Here is a 15461-nt window from a genome sequence, read left to right as displayed (position 1 = left end):
AATCTCTGTCATGGTCAGGCGTGCAGCCCGCACTCGGTCTTGGCGCGGCCCGCCCAGCGGCCGGCGCGTGCGTCCTCGCCCTGAAGGACCCGGCGGGTGCAGGGGGCGCAGCCGACGGAGGCGTAGCCGTCCATCAGCAGCGGGTTGGTCAGCACGCCGTGCTCGGCGACGTAGGCGTCGACGTCGTCCTGGGTCCAGCGGGCGATCGGCGAGATCTTGACCTTCTGCCGCTTCTCGTCCCAGCCGACGACCGGGGTGTTCGCCCGGGTCGGGGACTCGTCGCGGCGCAGCCCGGTCGCCCAGGCGTCGTAGTCCTTCAGGCCCTCTTCCAGCGGCTGGACCTTGCGCAGCCTGCAGCACAGGTCGGGGTCGCGGTCGTGCAGCTTCGGGCCGTACTCGGCGTCCTGCTCGGCGACCGTCCGGCGCGGGGTGAGGGTGATGACGTTGACGTCCATCACCGCCTCGACCGCGTCGCGGGTGCCGACGGTCTCCGGGAAGTGGTAGCCGGTGTCGAGGAACACCACGTCGACGCCGGGCATCGCGCGGGAGGCGAGGTGGGCGACCACCGCGTCCTCCATCGACGAGGTCACGCAGAAGCGCCGGCCGAAGGTCTCGGCCGCCCACTGGAGGATCTCCGGCGCGGAGGCGTCCTCCAGGTCACGGCCGGCCTGTTCGGCGAGCGCCTTCAGCTCCTCGGCACTCCGCTGCTGCTGAGTGGCGGTCATATCCCGTCCTGTCCGTCGTCGGCTCGCTGAACACCCTGGGCGAGCAGCCCGAGGAACTTCAACTGGAAGGCGCGATTGCACGCGGCGCATTCCCACACGCCGTGGCCCTGTTCGCTCGGACGCAGGTCCTCCTCGCCGCAGTAGGGGCAGTAGAAGGGCGCGGCACGCTCGCTCACGACAGTGCCTCCTCAGAAGCGCGCGAGACCCAGGTGGCGAACCGCTCGCCGTCCTCGCGCTCCGCCTGGAACCGCTTGAGGACCCGCTCGACGTAGTCCGGCAGCTCCTCCGCGGTGACCTTCAGACCGCGGACCTTGCGGCCGAACCCGGCCTGGAGGCCGAGCGCGCCGCCCAGGTGCACCTGGTAGCCCTCGACCTGCTCGCCCTGGTCGTTGAGGACCAGCTGGCCCTTGAGACCGATGTCCGCGACCTGGATACGGGCGCAGGCGTTCGGGCAGCCGTTGAGGTTGATGGTGATCGGCTCGTCGAAGTCCGGCAGGCGGCGCTCCAGTTCGTCGATGAGCGAGGAGCCGCGCTGCTTGGTCTCGACGATGGCGAGCTTGCAGAACTCGATGCCGGTGCAGGCCATGGTGCCGCGCCGGAACGAGGACGGCTTGGCGGTGAGGTCCAGTGCCTCCAGGCCGTCGACCAGGAGGTCGACCAGGCCCTCCTCGACATCGAGGATGACCATCTTCTGCTCGACGGTGGTGCGCACCCGGCCCGAGCCGTGCGCCTCGGCGAGGTCGGCGATCTTCGTGAGCGTGGTGCCGTCGACGCGGCCGACCCGGGGTGCGAAGCCGACGTAGTAGCGGCCGTCCTTCTGCCGGTGGACACCGACGTGGTCGCGCCACTGCTGCACGGGCTGCTCGGGGCCGGGACCGTCGACGAGCTTCCGCCCCAGGTACTCGTCCTCCAGTACTCGGCGGAACTTCTCGGCGCCCCAGTCGGCGACGAGGAACTTCAGACGGGCCCGGTTGCGCAGCCGCCGGTAGCCGTAGTCACGGAAGATGGACACGACGCCCTCGTAGACGTCCGGGACCTCGTCCAGCGGAACCCACGCGCCCAGCCGCACGCCCAGCTTGGGGTTGGTGGACAGACCGCCGCCGACCCACAGGTCGAAGCCCGGTCCGTGCTCGGGGTGCCGGACGCCGACGAACGCGACGTCGTTGATCTCGTGGACCACGTCCAGCAGCGGCGAACCCGAGATGGCCGTCTTGAACTTGCGGGGGAGGTTCGAGTACGCCTTGTTGTTCAGGACGCGGCGCTTCATCTCCTCCAGCGCCGGGGTGGGGTCGATGATCTCGTCCTCGGCGATGCCGGCGACCGGGGAGCCGATCATCACGCGGGGCGTGTCACCGCAGGCGGTGACCGTGGACAGGCCCACCGCCTCCAGGCGGTTCCAGATCTCGGGCACGTCCTCGACCCGGATCCAGTGGTACTGGATGTTCTGCCGGTCGGTGATGTCGGCGGTGCCGCGCGCGAACTCCTGCGAGATCTCACCGATGACGCGCAGTTGCCGCGTGGTGAGCGCGCCGCCGTCGATGCGGACCCGCATCATGAAGTAGCGGTCGTCCAGCTCCTCCGGCTCCAGGATCGCGGTCTTGCCGCCGTCGATCCCGGGCCTGCGCTGGGTGTAGAGGCCCCACCAGCGCATCCGGCCGCGCAGGTCGCTCGGGTCGATCGAGTCGAAACCCGCCTTCGAGTAGATCGTCTCAATGCGTGTCCGCACATTGAGACCGTCGTCATCCTTCTTGACCTGCTCGTTGCCGTTGAGCGGGGTGAAGTGACCTGCGGCCCACTGACCCTCGCCACGGTGTCGGCTCACCTTGCGGCGGGGCGTGGCGGGATTCTGCGGGGAGGCGGCCATGATGGGTACGTCCTTCGGGACAGCGATCGGGTGGGGCCGGCGCGTGGCGCCGTCGATGGGGGTGCTGGTCGGGCGACGGGTGGGAGGCTCTGACCTGCGTGCGGGCACACGGGAAGACGTGCGCGCCCTTGCGCGAGGGTGAAGAAAGGGAGAAACCGGGCTGGCTGGAGGCGGTCAGCTCGCCGGACAGATGGCGCTGGACATGCGGCCGAGATCGACGTGCCGTCGACTCACCAAGGCGATTCCAGTTCCAGACATGACGGAAGCGTGTCATGGCGATCTGGACACAGTCCAGTTTCGTCCATCATGCGGACACCCTTGTCCCATCATGTGAAACAAGGGTGGTGTCGGTCACATCGCCCGGAGGTGCTCGCGTCCGCGCAGCTCAGTGGGCGTGCGCCCCTGGCCAAGGGCCCGGAGCGGCCACCTCCGCCTGCTCCTCGACCTCGGTGTCGAACAGCCGGAACCCCCGCCGACGGTAATTGTCCATCGCGTGGTCCCCGTCCAGGCTGCAGGTGTGCAGCCACACCCGCTTCGTCGGCGTCCGTCGCGGCCAGCGGTCCGCGAGGTCCCAGGCGCGAGCGGTCCCGTACGACAGCAGGTGTCCGCCGATCCGCCGCCCCCGGAAGGCCGGCAGCAACCCGAAGTAGACGATCTCCACGACCCCGTCGTCCTGTGGATCCAGCTCCACGTAGCCCGCGGGTGTGCCCCGCTCGTAGGCGACCCAGGTCTCCACGCCCGGCCGTTCCAGGTGCTCCTGCCAACGCGCGTACGTCCAGCCGAGCCGGTCGATCCAGCGGATGTCCCCGCCGACCGACGCGTACAGGAACCGGCTGAACTCCGGCGAGGGCACCTCGGCTCGGACGATCCGGACGTCGTCCTCGGGGGCCGCGGCGGGCAGCAGATCGCTCGGGGACGTCTGCTCCAGGGACCACGTGGTCACGGTGATGCTGCTCATGCGGCCAGGGAACCATGACGCCGGGCGGTCCGGCCAAGGGGGGCTGCGCTCTGGCCGGCCAGGTGGGCCCGGCGCTCTGCCGGGCCGGGGGAGCGTGCCACATCAGGGACTGCTTCAAGGACCGCTTCAGGGACTACTTCAAAGCGTCGTCCACCGCGTCCAGCGGCACCGCGTACAGCACCCGCCCGCCGGCCGGTCCGGATCCGTCGTCGCTCGCCGCGCCCTCCGTGAGCGTCCACAGCTCGCCGGTCTCCCGCCAGTACGACAGGGACGAGGTGTGCCGCCCCCAGCACGCGTGGGTCTCGTCGGGCGCGCAGGTGGCCGCCTGCGCGCCGGAGGTGGTCTGCCGCCACAGCGTGCCGTGCCGGCCGCCCACCGAGGGCGCGCGGTCGACGTACCAGTCGGTGCGTTCCGCCCCGTCGCGCCGGTGCGACAGGACGCCCTGCACCCCGGCCGCCGCCGTCTCGTAGGCCTCCGTCGTCCTGACGTCGCCGTGCGCGTCCGTGGTGAGCAGGCCTGCGCGGCCGGGAGCGGTGCTGAACGCGTACCGCCACACCCGGGCCGCCCGCCCGTTGCCCCCGGGGCGGATCGACTCGCCCGCGACCAGGCTCGCCGGGATGCCGGTGCGGTCGAGCGAGAGCGTGGAGAAGCAGGGGGTGCCGTGGTCGTCGGCCGTGGAACAGGGGCCGCCGGTCAGCCGGTAGGAGCCGACCGCGGGCAGCACGTACTGGTAGCCGTCCGCCGCGTAGCCCCCGTCGACCCGGCCGATCGCCGTGCTGTCGACGTTCGCCCGCAGGATCCGGTGCAGGTCGAAGACCAGCAGCGAGTCGCGTGCGGTGACGAACAGTTTGTCCCGGTACCACACCATGCCGGACAGGCCGGTGCGGACGGCGGCGAAGTCATGGCCCCCGGCGCGTGGAGCGACCAGCAGGACCCAGCGGTAGGCGAGGTGGTAAGGGTCGTCGGCGTCGACGAAGGCGACCCGGGCGAGGCCCCGCTCGGCGGCCGGGCCGGCGGGGCGGTCGTGGTGCGTCCAGCCGGACAGGACGACCCGGTCCGGGCCCCACAGGCCGTCGGCCTCGGCGTCCCCCGAGGTGGTCACGGACCGCGGCACCCACTGCGTGGTCGTCGCGTCGTCGTGGTCCCAGCAGTACGCGCGCGTGGCGGCCGGCCGCACGGGCAGCGCGGCGGTCTCGGCGGCGTCGCACGCGGACCTGTCCCGCATCGTGCGGTCGGCGGAGGACAGGACGCCGTGGACGTCGACGGCGCCGCCCATCGCACGCGTGAGGGTGTCGAGGGCGCGGTGGTCGGCGAGGTCCTCGTGGAGGCGGAGCTTCGCGGTCTCGGTGGCGGCGGTGACCCGGGTCAGGCCCCCGGGGCTGTCGCCGCCCGCGGCCTGTGAGGTGCTGATCAGCGTGGCGGCGGCGGTCAGGGCCAGTGCGGTACCCGCCAGCGTCGCCCGCAGCGCACGCCCCCGGCGCCTGCGGCGGTGCCTGCCACGGTGCTTCATACAACCTCCCGGCGTAGGCCAACTGCTCCTTGTGGTCCGTGCGTTGACTTCAGGAACGGGTGGGGTGGCCTGTAAGGAGGGATGCTACGGCAGACGGACGGGGGACCGGCCGGAGACCCGGGAAAAGCAGGGTTATCCCCACGTTCGGGTGCGCCGAACTCCCACCACCCCCGGCGCCGTCGAGTGGGGCAGCAGGTCGTTCGGGTCGTCCGGGGTGAGCAGGTCCACCTCCGCCGACTCGCGGAAACGATACGGCCGGTGCTCCAGGACCGCCCCCAGATACCGCCGTACCCGGGACATCTCGGCGCGGACCGTGACCGTGCGGGCCGGGTCGCCGAACAGGTCGGACGCCAGGGCCCCGGCCGTGCGGCCCTCGCGGTGCAGGGCCAGCAGGTACAGCAGTTCGGCGTGCCGGGGGCTGAGTTCATGGGTCCACGAGCCCGTGTCCCCGAAGACCGCCACCGACCAGCGGCGCGGCTGGGACACGTCCAGGACGATCCGGGTCGGCCGCGCGGGCCCGGGTGCGTCCGCCGCGCGGATCAGCCAGCCGCCCGGCAGCGGCTCCACCGTGCAGGGGCCCAGCGTCGGCAGCAGAGCACGGCCGGGTGCGAGCGCCGCGGGCAGCGCGACCCGGCCGGTGTACGGCATCCCGGTCACCGCAGCCGTCCAGCCGTCCCTGTCCACGGCCACCGCCCGGCCGCCCAACCGCGCGAGCAGCGGAGCCGACACCGCGCGCAGCCCCTCCAGCGTGCTCAGATGCATCTCCCGCAGCCGGGCCTCCGCGAGCCGGGCCACGGAGTCCACCCAGGCGAGCGTCGCCGGATGCATCGACTCCAGCGGACCGCTGACGTCCACCACCCCGATCAGCCGGCCGTCGCGCGGGTCCGTGATCGGGGCGCCGGTGCACGTCCAGGAGGCGTGGGAGCGCACGAAGTGCTCGGACGCGAACACCTGTACGGGACGCCGGGTCACCGCCGGAGTGCCCACGCCGTTGGTGCCGACGACTCCCTCGCCCCAGTCCGCGCCGAGTTCGAAGCCCAGCCCGTCCGCCTTGCGCAGCACGGGCGCACTGCCCTCCCGCCACAGGATCCGCCCTTCGGCGTCCGCGACGACCATGATGTGCCGTGCGACGTCCGCCACCGACAGCAGGCCCTCGCGCAGGACCGGCAGCACATGCCGCAGCGAGGATTCCTGCCGACGCCGCTCGATCTCGTCCCGGCCCAGCGGGTCGGCACGGACGTCGTGGTCGGGATCGACCCCGCGGCGCAGCATCCGCCCCCAGGACGCCTCGATCACCGGACGCGGCGGGACGGGAGCGCGCTGCCCCGCGAGCGTCGCGCTGCGCACCTCGCTGAGCAGGCGCGCCGCCTGTCCGACGTCCAGGCCGGCGAGCCGCGTGACCTCTCTGGCCGGATACGCCACTGGAAACCTCCCCCAAGGCTGGCCGTCCCGTCGACGGGTTCGGGCCGGAGCGCCCCCGGCCCGTGTCGACGGTGGTCCTCAATACTGCCGTCTTTCGGGGCACGGAGGGATGGAGTCCGGTCAGAGCGGGCGCGGGTTGCAACCCTCTGCAACCCTGGCGAAGGGTCAGGGTGTGGTTGAAAATTGTGCAACGCCGCTCAGACGGCGTCCGCGCTCCTTGCACTGGGGGCCGGCAGGCGGGGGTGGTGCCGAGTCGGCGCAGCACCACCTCCGCCGCCCACGCGCACAGCCGGCGGCCCCTCAGGCGACCGGCCGCGCCCGCTCCACCACCGCGGCCAGGTCCAGGCTGTGCGGCAGGGTGCCGAACGCCGCGCCCCAGTCGCCGCCCAGCCGGGAGGCGCAGAAGGCGTCCGCGACCTCCGGGGGCGCGTACTGCACCAGAAGCGCCCCCTGGAGCACCAAGGCGATCCGCTCCACCAGACGGCGCGCCCGGGCCTCGACGCCCTCCAGATCGGCGAGTTCGGTGAGCAGGTTCTTGATCGCACCGTCCAGACGGTGGTCCGCCCCGCGCGCCCGGCCGACCTCCTGGAGACAGGCGTCGAGAGCCCGGGGCTCCCGCTGGAGCGCGCGCAGCACGTCGAGCGCCTGCACATTGCCCGCGCCCTCCCAGATGGAGTTCAGCGGCGACTCACGCAGCAGCCGGGGCATACCGGACTCCTCGACGTAGCCGTTGCCACCGAGGCACTCGGCCGCCTCCGTCACCACCGGCGTGCACCGCTTGGTCACCCAGTACTTGGCGGCCGGCACCGCGAGCCTGAGGAACGCCCGCTCCCGCTCGCCGCCGACGTCGTACGCCGCCGCGAGCCGCAGCCCCAGCGCCGTCGCCGCCTCCGACTCAAGAGCCAGATCCGCGAGCACGTTGCGCATCAGCGGCTTGTCGATGAGCCGCCCGCCGAACGCCTCCCGGTACGTGCAGTGGTGGATCGCCTGCACCACCGCCTGCCGCATCAGTGACGCCGAGCCGAGGACGCAGTCGAGCCGGGTCGCCGCCACCATCTCGATGATGGTGCGCACCCCGCGCCCCTCGTCGCCGACCCGTCGCGCCCAGGTGCCGTCGAACTCGACCTCACTGGAGGCGTTGGAGCGGTTGCCGAGCTTGTCCTTCAGCCGCTGGATCATGAACACGTTCCGTGTGCCGTCCTCGAGCACCCGCGGCACCAGGAAGCAGGTCAGCCCTCCCGGGGCCTGGGCCAGCACCAGGAACCCGTCCGACATGGGCGCCGAGCAGAACCACTTGTGGCCCCTCAGCTCGTACGCGCCGTCCTCGGCGAGCGGCCGGGCGGCGGTCGTGTTGGCGCGGACGTCGCTGCCGCCCTGTTTCTCCGTCATGCCCATCCCGAAGAGCACGCCGGCCTTCTGGGCGGCCGGGCGCAGCCCCCGGTCGTAGACCAGGGAGGTCAGCCGGGGCTCCCACTCGGCGGCGAGGACGGGATCGGTGCGCAGCGCGGGCACGGCGGCGTGCGTCATCGACAGCGGACAGCCGTTGCCCGCCTCCACCTGGCTCCAGACCACGAACGCCGCCGCCCGGCGCAGATGCCCGCCCGGCCGCGACCAGGCCGCGGTCAGCCCCGCGGAGACGCCCTTGCCGAGCAGCCGGTGCCAGGCCGGGTGGAACTCCACCTCGTCGACGCGGTTGCCGTAGCGGTCGTGGGTGCGCAGTTTCGGTGGGTTCTCGTTGGCCTGCGCCCCCCACTCCTGCACCTGCGCGGAGCCCGCGCTGAGCCCGAGCCCCGACAGCTCGGCGCGCACCTCGTCGAGGAGGGCGGGGTCCAGCTGCCGCTCGACGGCCTCCACGAGGGCACGATCGGCGGTGAAGACGTCATATCCGACCAGCGGCGGAGCCTGATTGGTCACGGTGTGCGTGCTGGCTGCCATGGGCTGAACCTACCCCTCGGTACGCGATCGGTCACCCGTATCGCCGAGTGGATGCGCCACATCTCAGGACCGCCCCGATGCGGGATGAGCGGGGGTCCGGGCGGCGGATACCGTTAAGGCGTGCAGCCAGCAGCAAGCAACATCACCGAGCGGCCCCCCGGCCGTCTCCACCGGGCGCGTGCCCTCTACCGGAACGTCTCCAAGCGCAGGACCGCCTGGCTGTTGCTGAAGGACATCGTCAACTCGTGCATGGAGTACCGCGTCCTCGGGCTGGCCGCGGAGGCCGCGTTCTTCACCCTGCTCTCCGTGCCGCCGCTGCTGCTGTGCCTGGTCGGACTGCTCGGCTACGTCGACCACTGGACCGGGACCGACACCATCCAGAGCCTGCAGAACAACCTCCTGGAGGCGTCCCGCACGGTGCTGTCCGACCGGGGCGTGAAGGAGATCGCCCAGCCGATCCTGCACGACGTGCTCAAGGCCGGCCGGCCCGACGTCGTCTCCATCGGCTTCCTCTTCGCCCTGTGGTCCGGCTCACGCGCCGTGAACGTCTTCATCGACACCATCACGGTGATGTACGGGCTGGACGGCACCCGGGGCATCGTGAAGACCCGGCTGCTGGCGTTCGTGCTGTTCATCGTGGCGCTGCTGATCGGCTCGGTCGCGCTGCCGCTGATGGTGGCCGGCCCGGACGCGGTGGTGAACGTGGTGCCCTGGTCGACGACGGTGGTGCAGGTCCTGTACTGGCCGGTGGTGATCGTCCTGTCGATCGTGTTCCTGACCACCCTGTACCACGTGTCCGTACCCGTGCGCTCACCGTGGGTGGAGGACGTGCCGGGAGCCCTGGTCGCCCTGGCGATGTGGGTGCTGGGCAGCTTCCTGCTGCGCATCTACCTGACGCACACGGTGGAGGGTCCGACGATCTACGGTTCGCTGGCCGCGCCCGTGGCCGTGCTGCTGTGGATCGGCGTGTCGGCCTTCGCGGTCCTCGTGGGCGCCGCCGTCAACGCGGCGATCGACCGGGTGTGGCCCGCGGCCGCGACGGCGGCCGCCCGCGAGGCGAACGAGCGGCTGCGCGAGGAGCAGGCGGCGGAGTACGTGGCCCGCGCCGCTGCGGCCCGCGCAGGCGATCCCGACGACCCGGACATGCCGTCCGAGTTCCCGGAGCGCTGGTCCCGCTTCCTGCCCCCGGAGGACGTCACCTCCCGGCTGCGCACGCAGGTGCGCACCGGTCAGATCCATCCGCAGAAGGGTGAGGGACCGGCGGACTGAGCGGCCCGTTTCCCGGGAACCGGCCCGCCACCTCGCTCGGACACGCCTCGGAGACCCACCGGGACCCGGACTTCCGGGCTCGTCTCCTCGACGGCATCCGCTGGGCGGCTCAGGCGGAGCAGCGCGGCGGCGGTGCCGTACCGGCCCGTTCCACCAGGCGTGTCGACAGCTCCGTACGGGTGCCCTCCGGCCGTGCGCCGCCCCTCATGCGCACCAGCAGCCGGAGCGCCGTCTCGGCCGTCTCCCCGTACGGCTGCCGCACGGTCGTCATGTAGCCCGTGGTGAGTCGCCGCGGAAGACACCGGATGCGCGGGGCGGGGACGGGGGAAGGTGATGTCATGGGGGCAGCCCCCGCGGTGAGGAGAGGCCGGATGAACCCTGCGGACGACGCGACCCCGAACCCGGCGCACCGTTCGGACCCCGTGGTCCGCACCCCGCACGGAGCCGTGCGCGGCCGGTACGAGCACGGGGTCGCCGTCTTTCGCGGCATCCCGTACGCCGCCCCGCCCTTCGGCGCCCACCGTTTCCGCCCGCCGGTGCCGCCGGAGACCTGGGACGGGGTGCGCGACGCGGGCGCGTTCGGGCCGACGCCGCCGAAGCCGCCGTACTCGGAGGCCTTCGCACGCCATCTGTCCGACCCGGTGGTCGCCGGGGACGACTGCCTCAACCTCAACGTGTGGACGCCGGAGCCGGGTCCGGGGGCCCGGCTCCCGGTCATGGTGTGGATCCACGGCGGTGCCCTGACCCGGGGATCGTCTGCCGTGCCCGTGTACGACGGCAGCGCCTTCGCCCGTGACGGCGTGGTCCTCGTCTCCTTCAACTACCGCCTGGGAGTGGAGGGTTACGGCCTCTTCCCGGACGCCCCGCCCAACCCGGGGCTGCGCGACCAGCTCGCCGCGCTCGAGTGGGTGCACGAGGCCGTCGCGGAGTTCGGCGGCGACCCGGACCGGGTGACGGTCTTCGGCGAGTCGGCGGGCGCCATCAGCATCGGTGCGCTGCTGGCATGCCCGCGCGCCCGGGGCCTGTTCGGGCGGGCGGTGCTGCAGAGCGGGCCGCCGGAGGCCACGGAACGGGAGAAGGTACGGCGCCTGGTGCGGCGCATGGCGGCCAGGCTGAAGGTGCCGGCGACGGCGGCGGCGTTCGCCGAGGTGGACCGCGCGGCACTGGCCGAGGCGCAGGCGGAGGTGGGCCGCAGGGCGAGCCCGATCCTCGGCGGGCCGGCCTTCGGGATCGTCGTGGACGGCGACCTGGTACCGCGCGACCCGCTGGAGGCACTGCTGGACGGGACGGCCCGCGACGTACCCCTGCTGATGGGCTGGACCAGCGAGGAGTACCGCCTCTGGCTGGCTCCCACCGGCCTGACGGAACGCGTCGACCGCCTGGGCCCGGTCGCCGTGGCCGGCGCGATGGCCCGCTGCCACTGCGGCCCGGAGGTCCCGCGCGGCTACCGCACCGCCCACCCGGACGCCCCCGCCTCGGAGCTGGTGGGCCAGATGGTGACGGACCATCTGCTCCGGCACCCCCTGCACCGCCTGGCCGACGCCCGCGCGGACCACGCGTCCACGTACGTCTACGAGTTCGCCTGGCGCTCGAACCTACCCGGCCTGGGCGCCTGCCACGCCCTGGAGCTGGGTTTCGTCTTCGACAGCGCGGAGGTCCCGGAGGCGGCGAAACTCGCGGGCCCTGACGCCCCGCGCGCACTGGCCCGCGAGATGCACGGGGCATGGGTGCGTTTCGCGACGGACGGCGACCCGGGCTGGCCGGCGTGGGACGCCAGGCACCCGGTGCGGATCTTCGGAGGGGGCGGGGAGCCGGTGGCGTACGGACCCCGCGACACGGAGATGGCGCTGTGGGAGGCGGCCCGCACCCGCCCGGAGCCGGCCCTCCCGCCGGGGAACGGGGCGGTGCGGCGGGGCACGGTACCGCTGTCGGTGGTACGGCGGCTGCGGCGCCCGAGCGGTCCGGGACGCCCGTGACGGGGGCCGGGACGGCAGTCACGTGGGCCGCGCGGCGGAACGGCCACGGGGCCGGTGCTACGCCCTCGCCCGCAGCGCCTCCGCGATCCCCCGGATCGCCTCCGGCCCCACCCGGCAGCACCCGCCGACCAACCGTGCCCCCGCCTCGCGCCAGCCGGTGACCTCCGAGGCCGTGAACGTGGAACGGCCGTCCCAGGAGCGGGAGGCGGCGTCCCAGGACTCGCCGCTGTTGGGGTAGACCACCACCGGCTTGCCGGTGACCCGTGCGGCCGCCGCGACGGCGCCGCCCACGTCCTGGGGTGCGCAGCAGTTCACGCCCACCGCGATCACCTCCTCCGCCTCGGCGGCCGGCGCGAACGCCTCCTGAAGCGGCTGGCCCGCGCGCGTGCGGTCGCCGGAGACGGTGTACGACAGCCAGGCGGGGACACCCAGGCCGCGCACCGCCCGCAGCAGCGCGACGGCCTCGTCGGTGTCGGGTACCGTCTCCAGCGCCAGGACGTCCGGGCGCGCAGCCGCCAGCACCTCCAGACGCGGGCGGTGGAAGGCCTCCAGGTCGGCGACCGTGAGGCCGTAGCGGCCCCGGTACTCCGAGCCGTCCGCGAGCATCGCCCCGTACGGGCCGACGGAGGCCGCCACCCACAGCGGACGCCTGACGCCCTTCTCCCGGGCCCGGCGCGCCGCCTCGCGGGCCAGTTCGACGCTCAGGGCGAGGAGTTCGGACGCGCGGTCACGGTCGACGCCGCGCCTGGCGAAGCCCTCGAACGTCGCCTGGTAGCTGGAGGTGATCGCCACGTCCGCGCCCGCCTCGTAGTACGCGAGGTGCGCCTCGGTGATCGCCCGCGGCCGCTCCGCGAGCAGCCGCGCCGACCACAGTTCGTCCCCCAGGTCGTGCCCGGCCGACTCGAGCTGGTTCGACATGCCGCCGTCCAGGACGAGGGTCCCGGCGGCCAGGGCCTCGGCGAGGGTGGGAGTGGTGTTGCTGGTCATGCCACGACGCTAGTCGAAGGGCGGGCGGACGCCCGGGCCGTCCAGCAGGCGGGCGTCCCGGGCGTCCGTCCCGAACCCTCAGACCACCCGGATGCCCACGATGCAGGTGTCGTCGTCCGTGTCCGACCTGCTGTAGGTGAGCAGGCGGTCCAACTGCTGGTCCAGCGTGGGGGACACGGTGCGCGCGGCCGTCAGCAGCTGCGCGAGCGACTCCTCCACGGAACGGTCACGGCGTTCGACCAGCCCGTCCGTGTACATCAGCAGGGTGTCGTCGACGGCCAGCTGGACCTCGTGCTCCTCGTACGACGCCTCGGGCACGGCACCCAGCAGCAGCCCCTTGACCAGGGGCAGCGGCGCGGCCTCGGCCCCCCGCACCAGGACCGGCGGCAGATGGCCCGCCCTGGCCCAGCGCAGGGTGTGGCGGGCCGGGTCGTACAGGGCGCAGACCGCCGTGGCGGTGACCGCGCCGGTCAGATGGTGGGCCACCATGTTCAGCCAGGACAGCAACTGGCCGGGCCCGGCGCCCGTCACGGCGAGGCCCCGCAGCGCGTTGCGCAGCACGACCATGCTGGTGGCCGCCTCTATGCCGTGCCCGGCCACGTCGCCCACGCACAGCAGCACCAGCTCGGACGGCAGCACGACCGCGTCGTACCAGTCGCCGCCGACCAGCTGTTCCGTCTCGGCGGGCCGGTAGCGCACGGCGACCTGCAGGCCGGGGGCCTCCAGCGGTGCCTGCGCCGGGGGCATGATCGCGTGCTGGAGCTGGAGGGTGAGCCGGTTGCGTTCGCTCGCCTGCTGCTCGGTGTGGGCGAGCTGGTCACGGGTGGCGGCGAGCGCGACCTCCGTCCAGTGGTGGGCGGAGATGTCCTGGTAGGCGCCGCGGACGACGAACAGCCGGCCGTCGGAGTCGAGCACCGGCTCGGCCACCACGCGGATGTGGCGCGTCACCCCGTCGGGGCGCTGCAGACGGAAGGCCGTGGACGCGGGACGCCGGTGGTGCAGCAGGGTGCGCAGGAACCTGCGGATGGCGACCGCGTCGTCGGGGTGGGCGTGGGCGGGCAGGTCCTCCAGCGGCACCGGGGCACTGGCGGTGGCTCTGCCGTACAGGCTGTAGAGCTGCCCGTTCCAGGTGATCTCACCGGTGAGCAGGTTCTCCTCGAAGCCGCCGATCCGGCCGAGGCGCTGAGCGTGCTGGAGCAGGCTCGCCAGGCGCGCCGTCTCGTCCTCGATGCGCCAGATGAGCAGGACGCTGCCGGCGTGCCGGGTGATGTTGATGTCGGCCACCGCCGCCAGCGGGACGTCGTCCACCAGGGCGGTGAGCCTCATGCGGTGGGCGCGGAACGGCTCGCCCGTGGCGTGGACCCGCTCGATCCGGTCGAACAGCTCACTCTCTCCGGCGGCCAGCGGGTACGCCTCCAGCAACAGGGCGCCGTTGACGACGCCGCGCGGCCGGCCCGCGGGGTCGAGGAAACGGCTGTTCACATGCTGGATGCGGAAGTCGACGAGCTCCCCGCTGCCGTCCAGGTGCGGCACGAGCACCAGGGCGGGGTCATGGAGCCCGTCGGCCAGGTCCATCAGCTCGGCGACGTGCGGCAGGACCCCGGGCCTGGGGACGCCGCCGGGGCACTGGAGGGCGTAGGTCTCCAGGGTGTGGGCGCACAGCTCGGCCAGAGCCTCCACCTGACGGACGATCTGCGGCGGCTGCGGCCCCAGCGGCGCCGGCCACACGATCTCCAGCACTCCGTGGATCCGCCCGCCGGTACCGGCCGGAACGGCGACCCTGCCGCCGTCCGGGTAGAGGTGCTGACCGACGGAGGGCAGCCCGGTCCCGGACAGGGAGCCGATCCACTGTCCCGCGCGCTCGGCGAGACCGCGGCGCGCGACGGTCGCCACGCCCGGCGGCACATACCGCCAGCGTCCCGCCTCCGCGGGCGAGAACCCCGCACTGCCCGCCAGGGTGAAGGAGCCGTCGGGGCCCGCGGCCCAGATGGCCACGGCCACCGCGCCGAGCGGGGTCAGGGCGTGCTCCAGCAGGGAGTCGGCGACCGCCTGGGTGTCGGGGGCGGCCAGCGCACCGCTCTCTGCGGCCCGCAGCCGTACGACGGAGGACCGGTTCCCCGGCGAACCACCCGCTCCGGCGGAGGCCGCCGAGCCCGTGGAGCCCGTGGTGGTCCTGGTGGCCGCGAGGAAGGCGGTGGCCACCTCGGAGAGCCGGTCACGCGAGGCCTGGTTGATGACCTCGACGGCGAATTCCAGCGGGGTCGCGCCCGCCTGCTCGGCCAGCTCGGCGAGTTGTCTGGCGGCCTGCGCCGGCCCGCACCCGAGCCGCTCGACCAGGATGCCCTTGGCCAGTTCCACCAGGGCACGCCCGTCCGCCTCGGCCTGCGCCGCCCGTACCTCGCGCCGCAGCCGCTCCACGGTCGCCGCGAGCCTGCCGACAGGGGACGTCTGCCCGGGCCCGTCCTCGTCGACGGCACCGGCGGAGGGCTCGCCGGTGACCGGCCGGCTTCCGGCGGGGCCGCGGTGGACGGGCCGCGGACCGGCCTCGTCCGCGGTGTCCGGGCCGGTGGCGGTGGACTCGGCACCGACGCTCCCGGCAGCGGCCGGGCCGTGGGTGACGGCACCGGGACCGGCCGAGGCGCCGGCCGCACGCCCGGTGTCCACCGCCGTCGGACCGAGCGGCTCGGCGGCGCTCCGGTCCGGCGGCTCGGCGGCTGTCGGGTTCCCGCGCGGTGGCTCGGTGGTGGCCTGTTCACCGGCGGGAGCGCGGGGGCCCTGCGGCTCGGGCGGTTGCTGGGGAATGCTCACGGTCGGC

General features: G+C 73.4%; 12 protein-coding genes and 1 pseudogene. 2 read left to right on the top strand and 11 right to left on the bottom strand.

Annotated features, from left to right (window positions below; translation table 11 throughout):
- Nucleotides 1-14: 14 nt before the first annotated feature.
- The 8 genes from AC5WS8_RS09260 to AC5WS8_RS09225 all read right to left on the bottom strand — a co-directional run bounded on the left by AC5WS8_RS09260 (nucleotide 15) and on the right by AC5WS8_RS09225 (nucleotide 8414).
- Entirely contained in the window at nucleotides 15-725 is a 711-nt protein-coding gene (locus AC5WS8_RS09260; RefSeq protein ID WP_496102829.1) for a phosphoadenylyl-sulfate reductase, read from the bottom strand.
- Complete coding sequence (locus AC5WS8_RS09255; RefSeq protein ID WP_496102828.1) at nucleotides 722-901, bottom strand: hypothetical protein; 180 nt, start codon at nucleotides 899-901, stop codon at nucleotides 722-724. Before AC5WS8_RS09255 ends, AC5WS8_RS09260 begins: the two co-directional genes overlap by 4 nt.
- Nucleotides 898-2589, bottom strand: coding sequence for a nitrite/sulfite reductase (locus tag AC5WS8_RS09250; protein ID WP_496102827.1), 1692 nt, complete (start codon nucleotides 2587-2589; stop codon nucleotides 898-900). Before AC5WS8_RS09250 ends, AC5WS8_RS09255 begins: the two co-directional genes overlap by 4 nt.
- A gap of 174 nt (nucleotides 2590-2763) precedes the next feature.
- Nucleotides 2764-2847, bottom strand: coding sequence for a putative leader peptide (locus AC5WS8_RS09245; protein WP_309486338.1), 84 nt, complete (start codon nucleotides 2845-2847; stop codon nucleotides 2764-2766).
- A gap of 127 nt (nucleotides 2848-2974) precedes the next feature.
- Entirely contained in the window at nucleotides 2975-3547 is a 573-nt protein-coding gene (locus tag AC5WS8_RS09240; RefSeq protein ID WP_496102826.1) for a GNAT family N-acetyltransferase, read from the bottom strand.
- A 133-nt stretch (nucleotides 3548-3680) separates the two neighbouring features.
- On the bottom strand, nucleotides 3681-5057 hold the full coding sequence (locus AC5WS8_RS09235; protein ID WP_496102825.1) for a hypothetical protein: 1377 nt from the start codon (nucleotides 5055-5057) through the stop codon (nucleotides 3681-3683).
- 132 nt (nucleotides 5058-5189) lie between these two features.
- A complete protein-coding gene (locus AC5WS8_RS09230; protein ID WP_496102824.1) occupies nucleotides 5190-6479 on the bottom strand; it encodes a GAF domain-containing protein in 1290 nt (429 codons plus the stop codon).
- 300 nt (nucleotides 6480-6779) lie between these two features.
- Nucleotides 6780-8414, bottom strand: coding sequence for an acyl-CoA dehydrogenase family protein (locus AC5WS8_RS09225; protein WP_496102823.1), 1635 nt, complete (start codon nucleotides 8412-8414; stop codon nucleotides 6780-6782).
- Between the two features lie 120 nt (nucleotides 8415-8534).
- Between AC5WS8_RS09225 and AC5WS8_RS09220 the strand changes: the two genes are divergently transcribed.
- Nucleotides 8535-9683, top strand: a complete 1149-nt coding sequence (locus AC5WS8_RS09220; protein WP_496102822.1) for a YihY/virulence factor BrkB family protein — start codon at nucleotides 8535-8537, stop codon at nucleotides 9681-9683.
- Nucleotides 9684-9792: 109 nt separating this feature from the next.
- On the opposite strand, the pseudogene AC5WS8_RS09215 reads toward AC5WS8_RS09220, so the two are convergent.
- Nucleotides 9793-9957: pseudogene (locus AC5WS8_RS09215) on the bottom strand (substrate-binding domain-containing protein); the annotation flags it as partial.
- A gap of 97 nt (nucleotides 9958-10054) precedes the next feature.
- Between AC5WS8_RS09215 and AC5WS8_RS09210 the strand changes: the two are divergent.
- Nucleotides 10055-11659: a carboxylesterase/lipase family protein gene (locus tag AC5WS8_RS09210; protein WP_496102821.1), complete on the top strand. Its 1605-nt coding sequence runs from the start codon at nucleotides 10055-10057 to the stop codon at nucleotides 11657-11659.
- Between the two features lie 57 nt (nucleotides 11660-11716).
- Here the strand turns inward: AC5WS8_RS09210 and mmuM are convergent, their stop codons facing one another.
- Both mmuM and AC5WS8_RS09200 read right to left on the bottom strand, forming a co-directional pair.
- The gene (gene mmuM / locus AC5WS8_RS09205) at nucleotides 11717-12646 is read right to left on the bottom strand and encodes a homocysteine S-methyltransferase (protein WP_496102820.1); all 930 of its coding nucleotides are present in this window, start codon (nucleotides 12644-12646) and stop codon (nucleotides 11717-11719) included.
- Between the two features lie 78 nt (nucleotides 12647-12724).
- Nucleotides 12725-15454 (bottom strand): SpoIIE family protein phosphatase, encoded by a 2730-nt coding sequence (locus AC5WS8_RS09200; RefSeq protein WP_496102819.1) that lies wholly within the window; start codon nucleotides 15452-15454, stop codon nucleotides 12725-12727.
- Nucleotides 15455-15461 lie beyond the last annotated feature (7 nt).

This window comes from Streptomyces sp. PTL18 (genome assembly GCF_059510295.1).
The sequence above is the reverse complement of the archived record's forward strand: the minus strand, read 5'-3'. Positions and strand labels throughout refer to the sequence as shown.

Excerpts from the sequence above, each read along its gene's own strand:
- AC5WS8_RS09260 (WP_496102829.1), bottom strand. The coding sequence starts at position 725 with ATGACCGCCACTCAGCAGCAGCGGAGTGCCGAGGAGCTGAAGGCGCTC.
- AC5WS8_RS09250 (WP_496102827.1), bottom strand. The coding sequence starts at position 2,589 with ATGGCCGCCTCCCCGCAGAATCCCGCCACGCCCCGCCGCAAGGTGAGC.
- AC5WS8_RS09245 (WP_309486338.1), bottom strand. The coding sequence starts at position 2,847 with ATGTCTGGAACTGGAATCGCCTTGGTGAGTCGACGGCACGTCGATCTC.
- AC5WS8_RS09240 (WP_496102826.1), bottom strand. The coding sequence starts at position 3,547 with ATGAGCAGCATCACCGTGACCACGTGGTCCCTGGAGCAGACGTCCCCG.
- AC5WS8_RS09235 (WP_496102825.1), bottom strand. The coding sequence starts at position 5,057 with ATGAAGCACCGTGGCAGGCACCGCCGCAGGCGCCGGGGGCGTGCGCTG.
- AC5WS8_RS09225 (WP_496102823.1), bottom strand. The coding sequence starts at position 8,414 with ATGGCAGCCAGCACGCACACCGTGACCAATCAGGCTCCGCCGCTGGTC.
- AC5WS8_RS09210 (WP_496102821.1), top strand. The coding sequence starts at position 10,055 with ATGAACCCTGCGGACGACGCGACCCCGAACCCGGCGCACCGTTCGGAC.
- mmuM (WP_496102820.1), bottom strand. The coding sequence starts at position 12,646 with ATGACCAGCAACACCACTCCCACCCTCGCCGAGGCCCTGGCCGCCGGG.